This is a genomic window from Candidatus Protofrankia datiscae (genome assembly GCF_000177615.2).
Taxonomy (GTDB): Bacteria; Actinomycetota; Actinomycetes; order Frankiales; family Frankiaceae; genus Protofrankia; species Protofrankia coriariae.
The window spans coordinates 1,573,947-1,596,376 of the sequence record NC_015656.1 but is presented as its reverse complement, the minus strand read 5'-3'; the positions used below and the strand labels follow the sequence as shown (position 1 = coordinate 1,596,376).

The 22,430-nt window shown below is 71.1% G+C and carries 19 protein-coding genes and 1 tRNA gene; 9 read left to right on the top strand and 11 right to left on the bottom strand.

From position 1 onward, the window contains the following. Positions 1-43: 43 nt before the first annotated feature. The 4 genes from FSYMDG_RS06625 to glpK form a co-directional block, all read right to left on the bottom strand. Positions 44-116 (bottom strand) — tRNA-Lys (locus FSYMDG_RS06625). Between the two features lie 102 nt (positions 117-218). Next, positions 219-836: a hypothetical protein gene (locus tag FSYMDG_RS06620; RefSeq protein WP_050803369.1), complete on the bottom strand. Its 618-nt coding sequence runs from the start codon at positions 834-836 to the stop codon at positions 219-221. Positions 837-1,179: 343 nt separating this feature from the next. Then, on the bottom strand, positions 1,180-2,277 hold the full coding sequence (locus tag FSYMDG_RS06615) for a Rieske (2Fe-2S) protein (protein WP_013872809.1): 1,098 nt from the start codon (positions 2,275-2,277) through the stop codon (positions 1,180-1,182). A gap of 531 nt (positions 2,278-2,808) precedes the next feature. Beyond that, the gene (glpK, locus tag FSYMDG_RS06610) at positions 2,809-4,356 is read right to left on the bottom strand and encodes a glycerol kinase GlpK (protein ID WP_013872808.1); all 1,548 of its coding nucleotides are present in this window, start codon (positions 4,354-4,356) and stop codon (positions 2,809-2,811) included. 508 nt (positions 4,357-4,864) lie between these two features. Between glpK and FSYMDG_RS30000 the strand changes: the two genes are divergently transcribed. The 4 genes from FSYMDG_RS30000 (at position 4,865) to FSYMDG_RS06595 (ending at position 7,475) form a co-directional block, all read left to right on the top strand. Next, positions 4,865-4,969 (top strand): putative leader peptide, encoded by a 105-nt coding sequence (locus FSYMDG_RS30000; RefSeq protein WP_420848661.1) that lies wholly within the window; start codon positions 4,865-4,867, stop codon positions 4,967-4,969. Positions 4,970-5,148: 179 nt separating this feature from the next. Then, positions 5,149-5,856, top strand: coding sequence for a hypothetical protein (locus FSYMDG_RS06605; RefSeq protein WP_013872807.1), 708 nt, complete (start codon positions 5,149-5,151; stop codon positions 5,854-5,856). A gap of 114 nt (positions 5,857-5,970) precedes the next feature. Further along, the gene (locus FSYMDG_RS06600) at positions 5,971-6,795 is read left to right on the top strand and encodes a class II aldolase/adducin family protein (RefSeq protein ID WP_013872806.1); all 825 of its coding nucleotides are present in this window, start codon (positions 5,971-5,973) and stop codon (positions 6,793-6,795) included. A gap of 146 nt (positions 6,796-6,941) precedes the next feature. Continuing rightward, complete coding sequence (locus FSYMDG_RS06595) at positions 6,942-7,475, top strand: OsmC family protein (RefSeq protein WP_013872805.1); 534 nt, start codon at positions 6,942-6,944, stop codon at positions 7,473-7,475. On the opposite strand, the gene FSYMDG_RS06590 is transcribed toward FSYMDG_RS06595, so the two are convergent. Beyond that, on the bottom strand, positions 7,476-8,033 hold the full coding sequence (locus FSYMDG_RS06590) for a GNAT family N-acetyltransferase (RefSeq protein ID WP_013872804.1): 558 nt from the start codon (positions 8,031-8,033) through the stop codon (positions 7,476-7,478). Next, positions 8,030-8,269 carry a hypothetical protein gene (locus tag FSYMDG_RS06585; protein WP_013872803.1) on the bottom strand — a complete coding sequence of 80 codons (240 nt, stop codon included), beginning with the start codon at positions 8,267-8,269 and terminating at the stop codon, positions 8,030-8,032. Before FSYMDG_RS06585 ends, FSYMDG_RS06590 begins: the two co-directional genes overlap by 4 nt. 53 nt (positions 8,270-8,322) lie before the next feature. Here FSYMDG_RS06585 and FSYMDG_RS25890 point away from each other — a divergent pair, with 53 nt between their 5' ends. From FSYMDG_RS25890 to FSYMDG_RS06575, 3 genes are all read left to right on the top strand, one after another. Then, positions 8,323-8,484, top strand: coding sequence for a hypothetical protein (locus tag FSYMDG_RS25890; protein ID WP_157490979.1), 162 nt, complete (start codon positions 8,323-8,325; stop codon positions 8,482-8,484). 34 nt (positions 8,485-8,518) lie between these two features. Then, positions 8,519-9,976: a tyrosine-protein kinase family protein gene (locus FSYMDG_RS06580; protein ID WP_050803368.1), complete on the top strand. Its 1,458-nt coding sequence runs from the start codon at positions 8,519-8,521 to the stop codon at positions 9,974-9,976. Between the two features lie 195 nt (positions 9,977-10,171). After that, on the top strand, positions 10,172-11,935 hold the full coding sequence (locus FSYMDG_RS06575; protein ID WP_013872800.1) for a sensor histidine kinase: 1,764 nt from the start codon (positions 10,172-10,174) through the stop codon (positions 11,933-11,935). Between the two features lie 40 nt (positions 11,936-11,975). Here FSYMDG_RS06575 and cydD read toward each other — a convergent pair whose 3' ends face one another. The 5 genes from cydD to FSYMDG_RS06550 all read right to left on the bottom strand — a co-directional run bounded on the left by cydD (position 11,976) and on the right by FSYMDG_RS06550 (position 20,012). Next, on the bottom strand, positions 11,976-15,623 hold the full coding sequence (cydD, locus tag FSYMDG_RS06570) for a thiol reductant ABC exporter subunit CydD (protein WP_013872799.1): 3,648 nt from the start codon (positions 15,621-15,623) through the stop codon (positions 11,976-11,978). Further along, complete coding sequence (gene cydB / locus FSYMDG_RS06565; protein ID WP_013872798.1) at positions 15,610-16,605, bottom strand: cytochrome d ubiquinol oxidase subunit II; 996 nt, start codon at positions 16,603-16,605, stop codon at positions 15,610-15,612. Before cydB ends, cydD begins: the two co-directional genes overlap by 14 nt. A gap of 24 nt (positions 16,606-16,629) precedes the next feature. After that, entirely contained in the window at positions 16,630-18,036 is a 1,407-nt protein-coding gene (locus tag FSYMDG_RS06560) for a cytochrome ubiquinol oxidase subunit I (RefSeq protein WP_013872797.1), read from the bottom strand. 177 nt (positions 18,037-18,213) lie between these two features. After that, positions 18,214-19,128 (bottom strand): universal stress protein, encoded by a 915-nt coding sequence (locus FSYMDG_RS06555; RefSeq protein WP_043603115.1) that lies wholly within the window; start codon positions 19,126-19,128, stop codon positions 18,214-18,216. Positions 19,129-19,376: 248 nt separating this feature from the next. Beyond that, on the bottom strand, positions 19,377-20,012 hold the full coding sequence (locus FSYMDG_RS06550) for a response regulator transcription factor (RefSeq protein ID WP_085948589.1): 636 nt from the start codon (positions 20,010-20,012) through the stop codon (positions 19,377-19,379). Between the two features lie 85 nt (positions 20,013-20,097). On the opposite strand from FSYMDG_RS06550, the gene FSYMDG_RS06545 reads away from it, so the two are divergent. After that, positions 20,098-21,105: an Acg family FMN-binding oxidoreductase gene (locus FSYMDG_RS06545; RefSeq protein WP_013872794.1), complete on the top strand. Its 1,008-nt coding sequence runs from the start codon at positions 20,098-20,100 to the stop codon at positions 21,103-21,105. A 246-nt stretch (positions 21,106-21,351) separates the two neighbouring features. Beyond that, positions 21,352-22,401: an LLM class flavin-dependent oxidoreductase gene (locus tag FSYMDG_RS06540; protein WP_013872793.1), complete on the top strand. Its 1,050-nt coding sequence runs from the start codon at positions 21,352-21,354 to the stop codon at positions 22,399-22,401. The last annotated feature ends 29 nt before the right edge of the window (positions 22,402-22,430 follow it).

Genomic DNA, 22,430 nt, shown 5'->3' with positions numbered 1-22,430 from the left:
CAGGCGGCCATCACCAAGAGTGATAAATGCAGGTCAAGAAGGGTGCGCCGCCAGGGACTTGAACCCCGAACCCGCAGATTAAGAGTCTGCTGCTCTGCCAATTGAGCTAGCGGCGCGTGTCGCGTGCTGTGCGCTGCGACGGGTCCGAATGTACCAGGCTCTGGCGGGGTCGGGGCCCACGGGTAGGCCCCGACCGGACCAACTTGGCCACATCGGCCTCAGGGCTTCTCGCAACCGAAGCCGTCGTGATCGCTGTCGAGACGGAACGGGTCCGGAGAGAGCACCCGGACCGGCCCGGTGACGTAGTTGGGGCCGTTCCCGGAGCCGCCCGCGCAGTCGTAGTCGCCGATCCCGTCCTTCAGGCACACGTCCGGATAGGCCGGGTTGCAGACAGCGGGAGGCGCGGCCGGTGCGGTGGTGGGTGCCGGTCGCGCCGGGGCCGCGGCGGCCTGTGCGGGCGTCCGCGCGGGTGCGGCCGGCGGTGAGACGGATCGTGATGTCGTGATCACGGCGACGGGGATGCCAGGAGAGGCAGGAGTATCGGATGCCGTCACGACGGGCAGGGGCGGTTGTGTCGGCTGACCGGCGACCGCCAGCGGCTCGGCCGCGGACAGCGGAGCGCCGACAGTCGACGACGCGGACGTGGGCGATGGGCTCACGACCGCGCTCGGAGCGGCCGACGCCGACACCGCCGCCTGATCGCTTTTCGGAGCCAGTGCCGTGAGGACGAGAAGCCCCAGGAAGCTCGCCCCGGTGACGATTCCAGCGCTCCGGCGGTTGTGGATTCGCGCCTGGTGCAGGTGACCGCGCACCAGCCCGACAAATCCGACAATCATGATGATTAATGCCAGTAATATACAAAAGGCCAACACGTGGTCCCCCCATGTGTGCGTGGCCAGCGACTCTACAGCGCAGGTGGATCGCGCTCGGTCTCTGGGTGGTCCCGCAAAAAGCCTGCCGGACCTGCACACATGGCGCTCGTACCCGGTGCTCGCGGAGCGTGGCGGCGTGGCGGCCTGCCGGGATCCCGCGCTGTCACGGGCCCGAGTCGTCTCGGGCCTCGCCGGCACCGGTTGGACGTCCGGTCACTCCCAGCAGGGACCCGACGCTCAACCGGTGCCGGCCACCGGGCCGCCCAGCCCACGGGCGTCGCGGGCACCGTCCACGCGGCCGACGGTGCTACGCGCTGACGGCGGATTCCTCCGGCGCTGGGTCGCCGAAACGCCAGCCGGGCGCGATACGGCGCTGGAAGAAGGCGCGGAACTCGCGGACGGACGGGCCGTCCGGCTTCACCCAGAGGGTTTTCTCGGGATGCCGCAGCCAGCGCAGCACGTCGATGTCGGCGTAGACGTTCCGCCGGACCGTCAGCCACATCATGCGCGCGATCAGGTGGTTGAGCGGCGCGAACAGCGGGCCGGGGAGTATTTTGCGGACAATGACCCGGTAGCCGAAGAACATCAGGTCGTCCCGGACGGGGGTGCCGCCGAGAACAATTGTCAGCAGCGGGCCGGAGCGGTCGACCGTGGCGTCCTTCTGCGTCCGGTAGAGCGACGCGGACGGCCCGATCATCTCGATGAACGCGAACGGCTTGAACCAGCGCTGGACCTTCTTCATGCCGGTCGCGTCGGCAGGCCGCAACTGGTATTCCAGGCGGTCTTCCTTGTTCACCAGGATGGCGTACTCCAGCTTTCCTACGCCCTTGTGCGCGACCGGGAAGTGGTAGATGTCGGAAACGTGTTCCGCGACCGGCAGCAGCGTTCCCCGGGCGGTGTAGATCTGGCCCTTGAGGTTCAGGTACTTCTTGGAGTCGGCGTAGGGCACCTCGACGAACTCGCCGACCGGTTCGGGGCCGTACCAGAACCAGATGTTCCCGGCGTGCTCCCGGACGGGGATCGCGCGCTGGCCGGCCCGCGGGGGGATCTTCGCCTGGTCCAGCCCGGGGATGACCTCGCAGCCGCCGTCGGTCCGGAACTCCCAGGCGTGGTAACCGCACTTGATCCGGTCATCGACCACGGTGCCGCAGCGGCCGAGGTCAGCACCCATGTGGCAGCACTGGCTGTCCACCATGCCGACCCGGCCGCTCTTCCCGCGGAAGAGCGCGAACTGGTGGGACATGAACTCGACGGGCAGCACCTGGCCCGGTTCGAGATCCTCACTGTACCTGGCGAAATACCAGCCGAACGGGTAGTCGGTCTTCTGTTCCTCGCCGAAGGACTGACCCTCAAGCAGCCGCCTGTCGTATTTCTTGAGTTGCTTCTGCCATTTCGACTTCGCCACGGGTCCTCCGCGAGTAATACTTGGAGAAAAATGGGTGTACACGAGAGATAGCCGGCGAGATGGCCTTGTATTATCGGCCGGTTGACCGCACCGGGCGGTAACGCATGATCGACATTAGCATGCGGCCCGCGACAGATCCCGAGGATGCCGCTGCGTGATGGAAACAACAAGCGACGCACGGCAGCGAGGTAACATGGTAACGGCCATGTTTCGAACGGAGGGCACCCACCCGGGAGCTATCCGTTACCCGCTGTACCCCCAACGGCGGCCGGTTTCCCGCGAGGTATGCTCTACCCGTCCGAGACAACAGCAAAGCAACCGCGGGCCCGTATGTCGCCCACCGCACACCGAAGCCGCCGGCGCGATTGTTCCGGCTATTCTGTCGTGGCCGGAACCAGTGAAATCACAGGCTGTTCCCGACTGCTGGAAAAATGTTCGACGCGCAACCAGGAGCCGTCCACACCGGCTCATGCCGGCTCATGCCGCACGTTCACCTCGGTGCGCACCGGTGCATGTCCGTTCGCACCCGGCTCACCCGGGGTCGGGGCCGGGGTCGGGACCGGGGTCCACGTCCACCCAGTTCAGGGTGCGTTCGACGGCCTTGCGCCAGCCCGCGTAGCCGCTTTCGCGCCGGTCCGCCGACCAGCGGGGCTCGAAGCGGCGCTCCTCCCGCCAGTGCGTGGACAGCTCACCGGTGTCCTTCCAGAAGCCCACGGCGAGGCCGGCGGCGTACGCGGCGCCGAGCGCCGTCGTCTCGGCGACCACCGGGCGGCTGACGGGGACGCCCAGGATGTCCGCCTGCGTCTGCATGCACAGGTCGTTGGCGGTCACACCGCCGTCGACCCGCAGGACGTCCAGGGCCACGCCCGAGTCCAGCCGCATCGCCTCGGCCACGTCCCGGCTCTGGTAGCAGATCGCCTCGAGCGCGGCGCGGGCAAGATGGGCGCCGGTGTGGAAGCGTGACAGCCCCACGACGGCGCCCCGCGCGTCGGAACGCCAGTACGGCGCGAACAGCCCGGAGAAGGCCGGGACGAAGTAGATCCCGCCGCTGTCGGGCACCGTCGCGGCCAGCGTTTCGCTCTCGGCCGCGCTGCTGATGATGCCGAGCTGGTCGCGCAGCCACTGCACGGCCGACCCGGTGACGGCGATCGAGCCTTCCAGCGCGTACACCGGATCGTCGTCACCGAAGCGGTAGCCGACCGTCGTGAGCAGCCCGTGCTGGGAGGGCACCGCCCGCGGGCCGGTGTTCAGCAGGAGGAAGTTGCCGGTGCCGTAGGTGTTCTTGGCCTGCCCGGGGGCGAAGCAGACCTGTCCGACGGTGGCGGCGTGCTGGTCGCCGAGGTCCGCGGTCAGCGCGACCTCGCCGTGCAGCGGCCCGGAGACGGTGGTCGAGCCGTAGCCGGTCGGGTCGGACGACGGCCGGATCGCCGGGAGTATCGCCCGCGGGACGCCGAAGAACTCCAGCAGCTCGTCGTCCCAGTCGAGGGTGTGCAGGTCCATCAGCATGGTGCGGCTGGCGTTGGTGACGTCCGTCACGTGCAGCCCGCCGCGCGGCCCGCCGGTGAGGTTCCACAGCAGCCAGCTGTCCACGGTGCCGAAGACGGCCTCGCCCCGTTCGGCCGCGGCGCGGACCCCGTCGACGTTGTCGAGAATCCACGCGATCTTGCCCGCGGAGAAGTAGGTCGCCGGTGGCAGGCCGGACCGGCGCCGGATCACCTGGCCGCGGCCGTCGCGCTCCAGCGCGGCCACGATCCGGTCGGTGCGGGTGTCCTGCCAGACGATCGCGTTGTGGTATGGCCGGCCGGTGCGCGGGTCCCACACGATCGTGGTCTCGCGCTGGTTGGTGACGCCGAGCGCGGCCAGGTCCGCGGCGCCGAGGCCGGCGTCGGCCAGGGCCGCCGCGACGACGGCGGCCGTGCGCTCCCAGATCTCCACCGGGTCGTGCTCGACCCAGCCCGCGCGCGGCAGGATCTGGGCGTGTTCGAGCTGGCGGCGGGCGACCTCGCTGCCATCATGATCGAAAATCATGAAACGGGTGCTTGTGGTGCCCTGGTCGATCGCCCCGACGAAATCGCCCATCGCCGTCCTTCCGTCCCGTGCGGTCGTCGCATGTGGCGGCCGCGCCCATCCGGGTGGGCGCGGCCAGCGGCGGCGTTCACCGGAGTGATGACCACCGGTAGTAGCGACCGCTGGAAGTAGCCACGACGTAGGAGCATGGCCCACCGGGAACCCACGGTCCATCGGCGCATCAGGCCGCCCGGTGTATCAGGCCGCCCGGTGTATCAGGCCGCCCGGTGTATCAGGCCGCCCGGTGTATCAGGCCGCCCGGTGTATCAGGCCGCCCGGCGCGTCAGGCCGCCCGGCGCGTCAGGCCGCCCGGCGCGTCAGGCGGTCGGTGGCGCGTCGCGCGCGGCCAGCGCCCTGGCAGCGGCCGACACGCGATGTCCCTGCTGTCCGATGTTTCCGATGCCCGACGTTCCTGATGCCCGGGCGCTCCCGGCGTGCCGTCGGTGTGCCATCGACGTGCCATCGGTGTCCCGCGCCCGACCGGGGCGAGTATTGACATCAACCCCACATCACACGCATCGTGGACGGTGTGCATACCGAGTCCCGGCTTGTGACCCGCGGTCACATTGATCTGCTGCGGGTCGCGTCAGCAGCCTGTCCGGGTCTTCCTTCCTTCCGTCGATAATCGCGTGCACCCGCACGCTGCCTGACCCGCTCACGGACTGTCGCTCTCCTTCCGTAGGACGAAAGCACGTGTTTCCCGCACGTTTCGTTTCCATCCCCCATGGGACGCGGAAGAAAAACAACGGCACGCATCCACGCCGGCCATCGCGACAGCTCCCATCCGACGACAGGAGATGCACAATGACCTCCGCGCCGCCCGCGACATTCGCGTCGAGACGGCCGCCCACCGGCATTCATGGACATACGGCCGGTAACGCCACGTCACTGACCACCACACTCGAGGCGCCGCCCGGTGTGCCTCCCAGCCGGGGATCCGTCCTCATCCTGACCGGCCGGGACGAGACGGTCGCCTCCTTCGAGGGGCTCCGGCTGCGGCTGGCCCTCGACGGCTACACCACCACCGTCTCGGAGGAGCCCGGCACCAGTGTGTCGACACTGGCCGAAGCACGTATTCCCGGAGCACCCTTCGTCCTGCTGGGCTCGGACATCGGCGGGCTGCGCGCGCTGACCCTGGCGGGCTCCCCGGCGCTGCGCCCGGACGGCGTGGTCCTGCTCGGGCTGCCGCTGCTCCAACGCCCCCTCACCGCCGACGGCGGCGTCAGGAACAGCGAGGATGCCGCGGGCGCCAGCGGCGTCGGCGGTGCCTACGCCCCGGTGTACCCGGTCCCGCGGGCCCTGCCCGATCTGCCCATCCTGCTCGTCCACGGGGTGGACGACCAGGTGAGCCCGCTGCCGCTCACCCAGATGATCATTCGTACGGCCCCCCGGGCGCGGCTCACGATGGTGCCCGGCCAGCACGATGTGATCACCGGGCCCGGCTACCGGACGGTGGCCGCCAGCACGCTGGTGTTCCTGGAGTCCCTGCAACACGATCCGCCGCTCGGATGAGCAAGGGGCACGCGGAAACGGCGGCGGGCGGTGCGCGTGCCACGACAACGATCCTTTCCGAGATCCTTTCCGGGGTCACGTCAAGGTCCGAGGTCACGTCAAGGAGATCAGGGCATGTCCACAAGCACCAGCCTCGCCCCCAGCATCCGCGAGCAGTTCCGGCAGACCCCGCTGCGCGTGGCCGACCAGAACGTCCCGAAGCACCCCGAGCCCGAGGGCTCCGTCGAGGATATACGGCTGCACCGCAAGCAGCGGCTGGCCGCCGCCTTCCGGCTGTTCGCGAGGTTCGGCTACGACCACGGCATCGCCGGCCACATCACGGCGCGTGACCCGGAGCTGCCCGACCACTTCTGGGTCAACCCGCTCGCCGTGCCGTTCGCCCAGATCAAGGTCTCCGACCTGCTGCTGGTCAACCACAACGGCGACATCGTCATCGGCGACCGCCCCGTCAACACGGCCGCGTTCGCCATCCACTCCCAGGTGCACGCCGCCCGCCCGGACGTCGTCGCCGCGGCGCACGCGCACGCGCACGCCCTGGCCGGTAAGGCATGGTCGTCCCTCGGCCGGCTGCTCGACCCGATCACCCAGGACGCCCTCACGTTCTATGGCAGCCACTCGCTCTACGCCGACTTCAACGGCGTGGTCCTCGACACGGCGGAAGGACGCAACATCGCCAAGGCGCTGGGGCCGAACAAGCTCGTGATCCTGCAGAACCACGGCTTCCTCACCGTCGGGCAGTCCGTGGAGGAGGCCGCGTGGCTGTTCGTCACCGCCGACCAGAGCGCGCACGCGCAGCTTCTCGCCGAAGCCGCCGGCCGCCCGAAGCCCGTCCGGCACGAGGTCGCCGCGCCGCTGGGCCGCAGCCGTTCCTTCGGCGGCTTCAGCTTCGCCCCCTACTGGGACATCATCACCGCCGAACAGCCGGACCTGTTCGACTGAGCGCGCCGGGTGACGCACTGTGCGGGTGACGCGGTTCCCGTCCCGCGTCACCCGCACAGCTGTGCGGCCACGGAGCGCCACGGGGTTCGGCAGGCCACGGACCGGCATACTTGCCGACGACGGAGCGACGACGAGAGGACGGCCCGGTGAGCGGTCTGAGCGAATACCTGATCGGCAAACGCGACGCCCTCCTCGCCCATCGGGAGCGGGTGGCCGCCGGCGACGTCAAACCGCTGACCGTCTCGGCGACCGTCACCGCGGAGGGACGCACCGGCGTGCGCCGCATCCGGGCCCGCGAGTTCCAGATCATCAGCGACAGCGGGCCGGATCTGGCCGGGCCTAACCTGGGGCCGACCTCGCCGGAGATCCAGCTCGGCGTGCTGGGCAGCTGCCTGACCCACACCTACCTGATCCAGGCGGCCACGCTCGGCGTCCCCCTGGACTCCCTCGACATCGACGTCACCGCCACCTTCGACCCGCGCGCCGGCGAGCCCGGCTACGAGGACCTGCCGGTCTACCCGCACGACCTGCGCTACGCCGTACGGCTGTCCTCCCCCGCGTCCGACGAGGAGATCAGCGGGCTGCGCGAGGCGGTGGAACGCACCTGCCCGATCCTGAACCTGCTGATCAACCCACAGCCGATCCAGGGCACCCTCGAACGCGTCCCAGCCCTGCCCTGATCAGGAGGTACGCGCCGCCCACGTCCCCCGGGTGATGGCGTAGATGTTGTTGTCCCGCCACGGACCGACCGTGGCGATCTTCCGGAAGCTCATCCCGAGTTTCCGGGCGATTCCGTTCGCCCCGATGTTGCCCTGGTCAGTGACGGTGACCAGCTCGTCTTCACCGAGCGCGGCGAAACCGTAGTCGAGCGCGGTCCGGATCGCCTCGGTACCGAGGCCCTGTCGCCAGCGGTCCCGGCGGATGGAGACGGCGACCTCGACCCCGGGCCAACCGTCGGCGTAGTACAGCCCGGCCCGGCCGAGGAACTCGCCTGTGGCCTTGTCCTCGACCGCCCACATGCCGTAGCCGAACAGCACCCACATGCCGGCCAGATGGGTGACCAGCCGCTCGGTGCCTGCCCGGTCGAACGGGCCGTTGAGGTAGCGCATGGTCTCCTCGTCGGCGTTCATCGCCGCGTACGGGTCGATGTCCGCCGGCCGCCAGTAGCGCAGGATCAGCCGGTCCGTGACCACCGTCGGCACGACGATGGATGCGGGCTCGCCGAACTCCAGCGTCATCTCGACCCTCCCGGAAGCACGAGCCGTGCGGACAGCACGCGGACCTGGTCGTGATACTCCCGGACCTCCGTCACGTCCTGCCACCGCGCCAGCCCGACGGCGATCTCCCAGGCCTTCGCCGCGACAGACGATGTCGGCCTGTCCGCAGGCAGCGCGACCGCCCGGGAGGCGACCGCCGCCGCCTCATCCGGTACCGGCCGAGTGCGGGTGGCCAGCGCGGCGGCCACCGCGAGCAACGCATGCCCCTGATCCTCGAACCCGAGTCCATGAGCCTGCGCCAGATGGCGACTTGCGGACTGATGCGAACCGTCCACGAATACCGATACCGGCGACGGAGATCGCGGAGGAGCTGGTGGCCAGGCTGGACGTGGTGCCGGAGTGGCGCCCGAACCTCCCGGTCCTGCGCCCCGAGCCCGAACCGGCCCACCGCGCGGACGTCCCGCGACTGTGAACCGAGGCCGTGAGCACAGTGAGTGGTGAGAACAGTGCGCGGTGAGCGCACGGGGAGCGGTGCGCGCGCGAGCGGCACGGTGGTGACCTTCTACTCCTACAAGGGCGGTGTCGGGCGCACCTTCGCCCTGGCCAACACCGCGGCGCTGCTCACCTCGTGGGGCTACCGGACGCTGTGTATCGACTGGGACATCGACGCGCCGGGCATCCCGTTCTATTTCAGCCGGTGGCTGCCCGAACCGCCCGGGACCGGCCTGGTCGACTTCATCGACGACTTCGCGCGGGGCCGCGACCCGCGGGTCGCCGACTACGTCAGCCGGATATCCCTGCCGGGGCTGGACATACCGCTGGACCTGCTGCCCGCCGGCCCGGCCGACCGCTCCTCCTACGTCCCCCGGGCGCAGACGATCGACTGGGCCGGGCTGTACGGCGGGAAGGACCTCGGCGCCTTCCTGGAGGACTGCCGGGAACGCTGGGTGGCGGACTACGACTTCGTCCTGATCGACAGCCGGACCGGGATCACCGACATCAGCGGGATCTGCACGGCGCAGCTCCCCGACATCCTGGTCGTGTTCTTCACCGCCAACGAGCAGAGCCTGCGCGGGGTCCTGGACGTCGTGGAACGCGCCGAAAAGGCCCGCGACGACCTGCCCTACGACCGTTCCCTGCTGCTGTCCCTCCCCGTCCCCGCGCGTTTCGATGCCCGGGAGGAGTACCGCCGGGCTCAGTACTGGCAGGAACGGTTCGGCCGGGAGCTCGCCCCGCTCTTCCGGAACTGGGCCGTGGAGAAGGTGCCGCTGGAGGGGGTGCCGGTCGAGCGGCTGCTCGGCCTGCTCACGATCCCCTACGTCTCCTACTGGAGCTTCGGCGAGGACCTGCCGGCGCTCGAGGAGGAGGACCCGACACCGGAGAAGATCGGGTACTCGCTGGAGACCCTCGCGGCCACGATCGCCCACCGGCTGGACCGCAGCGACCTGCTCGTGGAGAGCAGGGACTCGTTCGTGGCCGCCGCCACCCGGCAGGGGCTGCGCTCACGCGGCGACGACTACGACTTCGACGTCTTCATCAGTCATGACAGCTTTTCGGAGAGCGAACAGCTCGCGAGGTCGCTGGAGGCTCTGCTGACCCGCCGGGGCCTGCGGGTGCTCGGGCCGTCGGAGCAGGCACGACAGCTCGCTACCGGCGTGGAGCGGTCACGCGCGCTGGACACTCTGCTGGCCCGGTCACGACACCTCGTCATACTGGTCGACCGGTACGTAGACCGTTCCCAGAACCGCGAAATCAACCGGTTCATGCGCCAGACGCTGGACGACCAATCGGACCGCGCGGTTCTTCCCGTACTCGTCCCCGACACCGAATCGGGCAGTCTCCCGAGTCCGCTCAGGCACTTCCAGTACCTGCGCATAACAGACGAAGAAGATCTTTCCGGTGTCGCGGACGGGATTGTTGGCGCAATCACGGGAAGGAACCGCGGCCTGTTGGAACCCGGCTGACCGGCGCATATAGCCCCTGTCCTGGAGCAGGCGCAGGGAAAGCATTCGGCGGTGAAAAGAATCACGGCGGGCTGGCGGAGTGGCAGGTCGTACCGGTCGCGACAAGATGCCGATCGGTCCGCTCGGGATGATTCGCGCGATGTTGCCCGACGGGGAGATCTGCGGGGCCGTCAGGCGTAATACGTTGAGATCGTCATGGATGCAGAGACTGGCGGCGGGAATGCCGTACAACCATATGGTGATGACTTCGTTACCCATCGGGTCGACCAGGCCAAGGATCTGATCGTCACCCAGAGTCGTCTGCGTGGTCTGTTGCGGGCGAGCCGCATGGTTGCCTCGGACCTGAGCCTGCCCGTCGTGCTGACCCGCATCGTGGAAGCCGCATGCGATCTTGTGGACGCCCGTTACGGCGCGCTCGGCGTGATCGCACGAGACCAGAACCTCGAACAGTTCATCCATGTCGGCTTCGACGAGAGCATGGTCCGCCGGATCGGTGACCTGCCGCGAGGCAAGGGCATCCTCGGCCTGCTCATCCGGGAGCCCTACCCGCTGCGGCTCGACGACATCACCACCGACCACCGGGCGGACGGCTTCCCCGCCGGGCATCCGCCCATGCACAGCTTCCTCGGCGTCCCGATCCGGATCGGGACCAAGGTGTTCGGCAACCTCTACCTGACGGACAAACAGAACGCGTCCCGTTTCACCGCCGAGGACGAGGAACTCGTCCAGGCGCTGGCCGCGAGCGCCGGCGTCGCCATCGAGAACGCGCGGCTTTTCGAGGAGGCGCAGCGCCGGCAACGCTGGTTGCAGGCGTCCACCGACATCACCCGGTATCTGCTGGCCGAGGGGCCGAATCCCCTGGAACTCATTGCGCGCCGGACCCAGGAAATCGCCGTCGCCGACTTCTCCGCTGTGCTGCTCCCCCGCGGGTCGGCCGAGGAACTCGTCGTGGAGGTCGCCACCGGCGAATATCCGGACGGGCTGGTCGGCGCGGTCGTTTCCGCCTCGGATCCGCTGGCCGGCCAGAACGGCCCGTCAATGGTGATTCCGCTGATCGCCTCAGGGGAGAGTGTCGGGGCGCTCGTGCTCGGCCGGCGGGCCGAGGGCCGGCTTTTCACCGACGCCGACATCGACATGGCGTCGGGTTTCGCCGGGCACATAGCGCTGGCGCTCGAGCTGGCCCAGGCCCGCGCCGACCGCGACCGCATCGCCGTCCTGGAGGAGCGCGACCGCATCGCCCGCGACCTGCACGACCACGTCATCCAACGGATCTTCGCTACGGCGATCGGGCTGCAGGGCCTGGTCTCGCGCACCGGTGAGGCGCAGCAGGGGGACCGGCTGACCTCCTACATCGACGACCTGGACGAGACCATCGGCCAGATCCGCACAACGATCTTCCAACTGCGCCGCCGCGGGCGCGACAACGTTCCGAGCCTGCGCGGGCAGATCCTCGACATCGTCGACGACGCGACCGTCTCCCTCGGGTTCGCACCGCACCTGCGCTTCGAGGGCGCGCTGGACTCCAGCGTGTGCAACATCGTCGGCGAGCATCTGGTGGCGGTCCTGCGCGAGGCCCTGTCGAACGTCGCCCGGCACGCGTCGGCGACCCAGGTGTACGTGACCGTCTGGTCCACCGACGGCCAGGTACGGCTGGACGTCATCGACAACGGGGTCGGTGGGGTGAACCCGGAGGGCCGGGACAGCTCCAGCGGGCTGGCCAACATGCGCAGCCGGGCGGAGGAGCTCGGCGGCAGGTTCATCGTGTTCTCCCCCGCCGCCGCCGGTACCCGGCTGTCCTGGTCCGCCCGGACCCGCGCGCTGGACACGGCGGATACAGCGGACACACCGGATGGGCCGGACGGGCCGCATCCCGCCGATGGCCCGTGTCGCCCGAGCGGCACAGGCCGTTCGAGTGACACGGAACCGTCGAGCGGCGCTCAGCCGCCGGCGGGCGGCTGAACCGGCGGGCGGCTGAGCGCAGAGCAGGTGTCCGCGCTCGTCAGGCGGCTGAGCGCAGGGCGGGCACCCGTGTACCGCCCGCCAGCTCCACCACCGCGTCCAGCTCCTCGAAGCCGACCGTGCGATGGCTGATCAGCAGCACCGTCCGGCCCCGGGTGACGTCCAGGATCGTGCGCATCACCGCGGCCTCGGTCACCGGGTCGAGATGGGCGGTGGGTTCGTCCAGGACGAGCACCGCGGGGTCGGACAGCAGGGCGCGGGCGAGCAGCAGCCGCTGGCGCTGACCGCCGGACATCCGCTCCCCGTCCGCGCCGACCCGGGTGGCCAGGCCGTCCGGCAGGCCGGCGACCCAGCCACCGAGCCCGACTCGCCCAAGGACGTCGGTGAGGTCGGCCTCGGTCGCGTCGGTACGGGCGATCAGCAGGTTCTCCCGCAGCGTCGCGTCGAACACGTGCGCGTCCTGGGTCATGCCGGTGACGCGCCGGTACAGCTCGTCGGTGGCGACGTCGCGCAGGTCGACACCGCCGACGAGGACTTCGCCCGCCTGCGGGTCGCGCAGGCGCAACAGCAGGTCGGCGACGGTGCTCTTGCCCGCGCCGCTGGCGCCGACGAGCGCGACCCGGGCGCCGGCGGGCAGGTGGAGGTCGAAGCCGTCGAGCACCGGCGGGCCGTCCGGGGCGTACCGCAGCACGACATCGCGCATCCGGACCTCAAGCGGCCCGTCGGGCAGCGGCCGCGGATGGGCCGGCTCGCCCACCAGCGGCTCGCGGTCGAGGACGGCGAACACCCGGGTCGCCGACGCCCGGGCCTCGGCGAGGGCGGCGAACGCGGTGGTGAGCCCCGCCAACGGCTCGAAGGCGGCGACCGTGGTCAGCACGACCACCCCGAGCATCACCCCGGACAGCGCCTGCTGCCCCACCGCCGCCACCCCGACGGCGCTGACCGCCGCGAGGGTCAGGCCGGCGGCGAACATCGCGGCCGCGCTCCCCCACGCCGGTGACCCGCGCCAGGACGCCGCCAGCCGGGCTATCTCGCCGTCCCGGCGGTGTACCCGGGCGAGCCGGGCGGGCGCCGCGCCGAACGCCACGATCTCGTCCAGCCCGTCCAGCACGGCGACGATCTCGACGTCCCGCCGGGCCCGCGCCGCGGCGGTGGCCGTGACCATCTCCTGGGTACGGCGGCCGGTCACCGGCCCGGCCAGCACCGCGGCCACCGCGAGCCCGACCGCCAGGACGCCCCCCGCGGGCGGCGACACGACTGCAACCATGATCACAGCGCCGGCGCAGGCGAGCGCCGCGGACGCGGTGGGGGCCACCCCGCGCAGCAGCGACTCGCCGACCCCGTCCACGTCCGCGGTGAACCTGCGCAGCAGATCCCCGCGGCGGTGGGTCCCGAGGGCGGCGGGGGCCAGCGGCACGAGCCGGGCGAACACCTCCGCGCGCAGCCTGGCCAGGCCGCGCAGGGCCGCGTCATGGGTGACGAGACGTTCGACATAGCGGAAGACTGGCCGGCCGAGCCCGAACGCCCGGACGGCGACGATCGCGACCATCAGGGTCAGCACCGGCGGCTGCTGCGACGCCCGGACGATCAGCCATGCCGACGCGGCGGTCAGCCCGATGCCGCACCCCAGCGCGGCGGCCCCGGCGAGGATGCCGAGGGCGAACCGTCGCCGGGCCGAGACGAACAGCTCCAGTGCCCGCCGGTGGGCGCTGGCCGGCGGAGACTGGGAGCGGGAGCGGGAGCGGGACCGGTGCCGGGACCGGGAGCGCACGCCCGCCAGCGAGACGGAGATGTCTTCCGGGATGTCTTCCAGCGGTGTGTCTCCCGGCCGCCGGACGGATGCGCTCACCGGTGGGACGGATGTGACGGCCGGCCGGAGAGGCACCGCCGGCGGTGGGACGGGCACAGCCGGGCGGGGAGCAGGCGAAAGCGTCAGGGCGGCCGGAGCCGGCGGGTGCGCCGGGCCGGGCGGCGGCTCTGTGCGGCCATCCACCGGGCGGTCGCTGCCCAGACCGTCGGTGGCTGTCCAGTCGGCGGTCGGGCCGTCGGCGGCCACCCGGCCCGCCGCGATCGTGACGACCCGGTCGGCGACGTCGGCGAGAGCGGCCGAATGCGCGACGAGCACCACCGTCGCGCGGCCCCGCAGCGCCGCGACGGCCGCGGCGACCCGCTCCTCGGCGGCGGCGTCCAGGCTCTCCCCGGGCTCGTCGAGCAGCACCAGCGGCGCGTCCCGCAGGAGCACCCTGGCGAGCCCGACCCGGCGCAGCTCACCCGCGGACAGCTCGCCGCCGTCCTCGCCGACGCGCTGCTCCGCCGGTGGCGCGCCGGCCGCGGCGAGCGCGGCGGCGACCTCGGCGGCCGGCGCGCCGGGACGTCCCAGCCGCGCCTCGTCGGCGACCGTGCCGCCGCAGACGGCGTGCGGCCGCTGCGGCAGCCAGCCGACCCGGGCCTGCCAGCCGGCCGGGTCGACCCCGGCGAGGTCGACGCCGTCCACCAGCACCCGGCCGTGCGTGGGGCGCAGCGCCCCGCGCAGCAGCGCCAGCACGGTGCTCTTGCCCGCGCCGCTCGGGCCGACCAGCGCGACGATCTCACCCTGACGGATGGTCAGCTCGACCCGCCCGGCGCCGCGCAGGTCGACGCCGTCCAGCCGCAGGGTGTCGAACCGGGTGGGGGCCGGGCGCGAACCCGGCCGCGGCGGCGGCGTGGCGTCGAGCACGTCGAGCGCGGCGGCGGCGGCGGTCAGCCCGGACACGGTCGCGTGGTACTGCGCCCCCACCTGCCGCAGCGGCAGGTACACCTCCGGGGCGAGCAGCAGGACCAGCAGCCCGGCGCGCAGGTCGAGCGAGCCCGAGACCAGCCGCAGCCCCACCGACACCGCCACCAGCGCGACCGACAGCGTCGCGAGCAGTTCCAGCACGAACGACGACAGGAACGCCCAGCGCAGCGCCGCCATCGTCTGCCCCCGGTAGGCGTCGGTGATCCGGCGGATCACTGCCACCTGGGGCCGTGCCCGGTTGAAGATCCGCAGTGTCGGCAGGCCCTCGACGACGTCGAGGAAGTGCCCGGACAGCCGGCTGAGCACCGCCAGCTGCCGGTCGGTGCGGTTGCGGGTGGCCAGCCCCACCAACACCATGAAGATCGGTACCAGCGGCAGCACCACGGCCAGGACCCCTGCCGAGGCGAGATCCGCGCCAGCGATCCGGGCCAGCACGAACGGCGGGACGACCGCGACCATGACCAGCGCCGGCAGGAAGCGGGTCAGGTAGGCGTCCATGCCGTCCAGGCCGGCGCCCGCGGTGACCGCGAGCGCCCCCGCTCCCCCGTCACGATCACGATGGTCGCCGCCGGTACCGGCGGTCCGCTCGACGACCGCGCCGAGCATGGCCTGGCGCAGCCCGGCCGACACCGCCGGGCAGGTGCGCTCGGCGGTGCGCTCGGACAGCCAGACCACCACTGCCCGGGCGGCGGCGACCAGGACGAGCAGCGCGACGGCGCCCCCCGTCCCGGCGAGTACGGTCCCGGTGAGTACACCCGCCCCCACCTGCTGACCGGTCACCACGACGTCGGTCAGCAGGGTCCCCTGGAGGATCACCAGGGCGGCCGAGGCGACCGCGAGCGCCCCCAGCCGCAGCAGGTAGCCGCGCAGGGCCGGGGTGACCCGCAGCAGCCGCGGATCAACCGGCTTCATCAGATCCAACCAGCCGTCGTCGGAACACCCAGTACGACCACGCCTGGTAACCGAGGACGACCGGAGTGAACAGCACCGCCACCCACGTCATGATCGTTAGCGTGTAGTGCCCGGAGGCGGCGTCGCTGATGGTCAGGCTGTTCTCCGGCGCGCCGAGCGCCGGCAGCGCGTTCGGGTAGAGCGCGACGAACCAGCTCGCCACCATCAGCGCGATGGCGCCGGCCGTGCCGGCGAACGCCCAGCCGTCCCGCTCGTTGGACCAGGCCGCCGCCGCGCCGCCGAGCGCGGCCAGCGCCAGCGCCGACACCACGGCCACGAGCACCCCACCGCGCAGCGCGACCGTCCACCCGGCCAGCCCGGCCAGGGCGGCCAGCGCGGGCGGGATCAGAGCCCGGGTGACCTGGCGGGACCGGGCCCGGATCTCACCCCGGGTCTTCAGCGACAGGAACACCGCCCCGTGCAGGACGCACAGCAGCGCCGTGGTCACCCCGCCCAGCAGGGCATACGGGTTCAGCAGGTCGAAGAACCCGCTGGTCACCTGATGGTCGGGGGTCATCTCCAGGCCACGGACCATGTTGGTGCAGGCAACCCCGAACAGCAGCGCCGGCAGCGCCCCGCCGACCACGATCCCGCGGTCGCACCAGGCCCGCCCGGCCGCCGTGGTGGCCTTCCCCCGATATTCCAGGGAAACCCCGCGGACAATCAGCGAGACCAGGATGAGGAAAAGCGCCAGGTACGCTCCGCTGAACAGACTTGCGTACCATTCCGGAAAAGCGGCGAACATCGCACCGCCGGCGGTGAGCAGCCACACCTCGTTCGCGTCCCAGACCGGGCCGATGGTACCGAGCACCGCCCGGCGGTCGGTCTCGTTGTTACGGCCGATCACCGGTAGCAGGGCCGCGACACCGAAGTCGAAGCCCTCCAGGACGAAGAAGCCGACCCACAGGACGGCGACGAGCACGAACCAGAACTCCTCAAGCATCGCCCTACTCCTGATCCCGGGATGTCAGTAGGCCAGTGACGGCAATGCCTCGCCGGGCCGCGCTTCGCCGTCGATGGTCACGGTCGGGCTCAGCTCCGGGATCTCGTGCGTGCCGTGCCGCAGGAACAGGCGCAGCGCGACCACGGCAAGCCCGCCGTAGAGGACGGTGAAGCCGGCCAGTGTCAGGACCACCGCGGTGGTGGAGACGTTCGGGGAGACCGCGTCGGAGGTACGCAGCAGGCCGAACACCGACCACGGCTGGCGCCCCATCTCGGTGAAGATCCAGCCGGCGGTGTTCGCCGCGTACGGCAGCACGGTGGCGCCCACGAACGCCAGCAGCACATGGCGTCCGCCGGGCAGCCCGCCGCGGCGCATCCGCCACAGGCCGAAGGCCGCCAGGGCGAAGTAGACCCCACCCAGCGCCATCATGATCCGGAAACTCCAGAACGTGACGCCCATGACCGGTGTGTAGTCACCGGGGCCGTACTTGGCGACCGCGGCGGCCTGCAGGTCGTTGACCCCCTCCACCTCCGCGGTGAAGGAGTTCGTGGCCATGAACGACAGCATGTAGGGGATCTTGATGTCGATCTTGTTCTCGCCGTGGGAGACGTCCCCGTAGGCGAACAGGGACCAGCCCGCGCTCTTCTCGGTGTCCCACAGCGCCTCGGCGGAGGCCATCTTCATCGGCTGCTGCCTGGTCATGACCTGGCCCTGGAAGTGCCCGGAGAGCAGCACCCCCACCGACGCCACGGCACACACCACCAGGCCCAGCCGCACGGCCCGGCGGTGCAGGTCGACCTGCTGCCCCCTGCGCAGGTGCCAACAGGACAGCCCGACCAGCACCGCGCCCGCGGTGAGCAGCGAGGCGGACAGCACGTGCGGGAAGGTGACGATCTGCGTCGGGTTCGTCAGCGCCTTCCAGATCGAGGTGAGCTCGGCCCGACCGGTCTCCGGGTTGATCCGGTAGCCGACCGGGTGCTGCATCCACGAGTTCGCCGCCAGGATGAAGTAGGCGCTGATCACGGTGCCGAGCGAGGCCAGCCAGATGGTGGCCAGGTGGACGCGCTTGGGCAGCCGGTCCCAGCCGAAGATCCACAGGCCGAGGAAGGTCGACTCCAGGAAGAACGCGATCAGCGCCTCCATCGCCAGCGGCGGGCCGAAAACGTCCCCGACAAAGCGTGAGTAATCCGACCAGTTCATTCCGAACTGGAATTCCTGAACTATTCCTGTGACCACTCCCATGGCAAAGTTGATGAGCATCAGCTTGCCCCAGAAACGGGTCAGGCGGAGCCATTCGACACTGCCGGTCCGGACCCATGCGGTCTGCATGCCGGCGACCAGCAGCGAAAGTCCGATCGTCAGTGGGACGAACAGGAAGTGGTAGACGGTGGTGATCGCGAACTGCCAACGGGCAATCGTGTCCTGACTCATCTGTGTTCCTGGTTCATCGGTGTTCCTTTCAGCGACCGGGGAACTCCGGCTGCCGGCGGCACGAACACGTGACCGCGCCGCCGGCAGCCCGGGAAGGCTGGGCAGGGCGGGCCGAGGGCCACGCGAAAAATGATCGCGTGACCCTCGGCCCGGGCCGTGTCCAACGGACAGCCGTGTCTAACGGACAACGGCGACCGCGCACGGAGCGTGTGTGACGACCTGGTGGCCGACCGACCCGAGCAGCAGCCCGCCGAACCCGCCACGGCCACGGGCACCGACCACCAGCAGCTGGGCCGACTGGGCAGCCATGATCAGACCGTGCGCCGCCGAGCCGGCCACCAGCACGGCTTCGACGGCGATATCGGGGGCGGCCGCATCGGTACGGCCCGCCAGCCCCCGTTCGAGAGCCGTGTCGAGGGTGAGACGGGCGGCTTTTTCCAACACCGCCTCGTCGAACGCGGCCAGGTCGAACGCGGCCAGGTCGAACGCGGGCAGGCAGGCGGGGTCCAGCGGCGGCTCCGACAGCCAGCAGTGCGCGACCCGCAGCGGGACCCGACGCAGCCCCGCCTGGACCGCCGCCCACCGCAACGCGGCCAGCGAGCCCTCCGAGCCGTCGACACCGACCAGGACCGGACGGTCGTCCGGCCGTGGTGGCGCCGGCCCACGCACGACGACCACAGGAACAGCCGCTTCCTGCGCGCACCGCGCGGTGACCGAACCGACGAACATCCGACGCATCCGGGCAAGCCCCCGGGCACCGACGACGAGCATCAGCGCGTCCTGGGACTCCTCCACGAGGGCGTCCGACGGCGAGTCGTAGACGGTGCGTTCGACGACGTCGACCGCGAGGCCGTCGAGGCGCGCCCGCCGGACCGCGTCGTGCAGCACCTGCGATGCCGCACGCTCCAGATCATCGACCCCGACCGACGGCGAGATGTCGTCGACCACCCGGGGACGCCCGCCCGGACCCCGGGCAAGCACCGCCCGTATCCGCCTGCCGGTCAGCCCGGCATGGGCGCAGGCCCAGCGCAGGGCCGACTCCGCGTCAGCGGAGGCGTCGATCCCCACCACGATGTCGGATGTCGTCTCCACACCGTTCACGCTCGCAGCGCCCGGCGACGCGAACGAGAGCGATTCGGGTAGACCGCGGGACCGAAGGTCCCGTGCCTCCGGGCCGGCCTGCCGAGCCGGGCCGCAGGCCCCGCCGGGCCCTGCGGCCGGCCGGCAAACCCGGCAAACCCGGCGGACGTGACGACAAGCCGGCCGGCAGGCTTGCTGACAGGCTCGCCAGCGGGCCTGAGCGGGCTTGGCAGCAGGCTTGCCGAGGGGCTTGGGGCGGGCTAGCCGGCGAGCTTGGTGGCGAAGACCGCGGCCTGGGTTCTGCTGGTCAGGCCGAGCTTCTCCAGGATGGACGAGACGTTGTTCTTGACCGTCTTCTCGGCCAGATGGATTCTGCTGGCGATCTGACGGTTGGTCAGCCCCTCGGCGATGAGGCCGAGGATCTGCCGCTCCCGCTCGCTCAGCGTGGACAGCAGACGGTCCTCCGGCGCCCCGTCACGCAGCCGGGTCAGCACCCGCTGGGTGACAGCGGGGTCGAGCATGGACTGGCCGGACGCGACCGTGCGGACGGCGCCGATGAGATCATTGCCTCTGATCTGCTTGAGTACGTAACCGGCCGCGCCCGCCATGATGGCGGCGAACAGGGCCTCGTCGTCGTCGTGGGATGTCAGGATCAGGCAGGGCACCTCCGATGTGCCGGAACGAATGTCGCGGCACACGTCGATGCCGCTGCCGTCGGGCAGACGGGCGTCGAGGATGGCGACGTCTGGACGTAGCGCCGGGATGCGCCGCAGGGCCTCGGCCGCGAGACCGGCCTCCCCCACGACCTTGATGTCGCCCTGGCTTTCCAGCAGCTCGCGCATCCCGCGCCGGACGATCTCGTGATCATCGAGAACGAAAACGCGGACAGGCTCCACCGAACCGACGATACGCGCGGCGACGTCCTGACGACCATGGAACGAGGGCATCAGGACATGACCGATCCAAAGGCATACCGTCGTAGTGGTGACTAGCACCGACACCCTGCTCAGGGACCTTGCCCGCGGGATCGTCGAGGCGGCCGGCCTGGCTCCGTCGATCCACAACACCCAGCCGTGGCGCTGGCAGGCGGCGGACCGTGATCTTTATCTCTTTGCCGACACCTCCCGCCAGCTGCGTGTCGCCGACCCGGACGGCCGGCAGCTTCTGCTCAGTTGCGGCGCGGCCCTGCTGCACGCCCGCCTCGCCGTCCACGCCGCCGGGCTCGTCCCCGATGTGACGCTCTTCCCGGCCGGGGACGACGACCTTGACTCCGGGCCGCTGGCCCTGATCCGGATCACCGGCAGTGCGCCGGCCGACCCGCGGGACGAGGCGCTGCTGGCGGCAGCGCACCATCGGCGCACCGACCGCAGGCCCTTCGCCTCCCGCCCACTGGAACCGGAGCACCTGCGGGCGCTGCGGCTGGCCGCCGAGGCGGAGGAGGCCTGGCTGGTGTCCGTGGACGACACCGACCTGCGTATCGACACCAGCGTGCTGATCTCCCGCGCGGACTGGCTGGAGAACCACGACCCGGCCTACCGGGCGGAGCTGGAGTCGTGGAGCCGGACGGTCCCGGAGGCGAGGGACGGTATCCCCCGGAACGTGGTGATCGGCTCGGATCAGCCGCGGCAGTCCGAGTTCGCCGTCCGTGACTTCAACGTGGTCGGCGAGCCCGGCCTGCATCTGGAACAGACCGGGGTGGAGCGTCCCGTCGTGCTGCTGGTCGGCACCGACGCCGACGCCCCGGCCGACCGGCTGCGCGCCGGCCAGGCCATGGAACGGGTGCTGCTGACCGCGACCGCGGACGGCATCGCGACGTCGCCGCTGGGCCAGGCCGTCGACCTCGAGGTGACCCGGGATCTCCTGCGGCATTCGGTCGGCGGCCTGGGACACATCCAGATGATCATCAGGGCCGGCTATCCGCTGCCCGGCGCCGAACCGTTGAAGGCGACCCCCCGCCGGCCGGTCGACGACATCCTGCGGTTCACCTGAGCCGCGCGCGGCCGTCCGGACGCGTCCAGCCGCGCGCACCGGTCGGAGGTGCGCGGGGCCAGGAAGTGGGCCAGAGAGGAAGAAGGTGCCGGCCGTGCAGGTCGCCTCTCGGCGCACGGTCGCTCGCAGCGACAAAGGGTTGAGCCCGGGGGCCATGTCACGGCCGGCAGGCATACCTTACCGGCCCGGCGGTGTTTCCGGCGGCGTCCGGGAAGATCCTCACGAGCCCGGGGAGTTACCTCCCGTGTGGCCCTCTCCCGCTCCCTGCCCCTGTCCGTCCTCGACGTGGTGCCAGTGGTGTCCGGTTCGACACCGGCCCAGGCTGTGCGCAACACCCTCGATCTCGCCCGCCGGGCCGAAGAGCTCAACTACCACCGGTACTGGCTGGCCGAGCACCACAGCATGCCCGGTATCGCCAGCTCGGCGACGTCCATTCTGATCGGGCAGGTCGGCGCGGCCACCACGAGCATCCGGGTCGGCTCGGGCGGGATCATGCTGCCCAACCACGCACCGCTGATCATCGCCGAGCAGTTCGGGACGCTCGGGGCGCTGTTCCCGGGCCGGGTGGACCTCGGTATCGGACGGGCGCCGGGTACCGACTCCGCGACCGCGCAGGCGTTGCGGCGCTCGAGCGGGCCGGTGTCCGCCGACGACTTCCCCGCGCAGCTCGCCGAGCTCGTCGCCTTCCTCGGAAACTCCTTCCCCGCCAGCCATCCTCTACGGACGGTGACTGCCGTCCCACACGGCGAGACACCGCCGGTGTGGCTGCTCGGCTCCAGCGGGTACAGCGCGCAGCTCGCCGGCTACCTCGGCCTTCCGTTCGCCTTCGCGCACCACTTCAGCGCGGTGAACACCCTGCCGGCGCTGGCGCTGTACCGCTCGGCGTTCCGGCCGGCCCCGGGGCGGGAGCAGCCCTACGCCATGGTCGCCGCCGCCGTCATCTGCGCGGACACCGACGAGACCGCGCAGTGGCTCGCCGGGCCGACCCAGCTGACGATGCTGCGGCTGCGCCAGGGCCGCCCGGACGTCTTCCCCACGCCCGAACAGGCCGCGGCGTACCCCTGGACACCTGCCGAGCGGGCCGCCGCCGACGGCGCGGCCGCCTCCCACATCGTGGGATCGCCGGACACGGTCCGCGCCAGCCTGGACGCCCTGATCGACGCGACGGAGGCGGACGAGATCATGATTGTGACGAACGTCCACCCGCACGACGCGCGGATCCGCTCCTACGAGCTGATCGCCGAGTTCGCCGGCCTGCCCGGCCTGCCCGCCCCGCGCGAGCCCCTGTCCGCGTGACCCTGCCGTCTTTCAGGACGTCAGGCCCC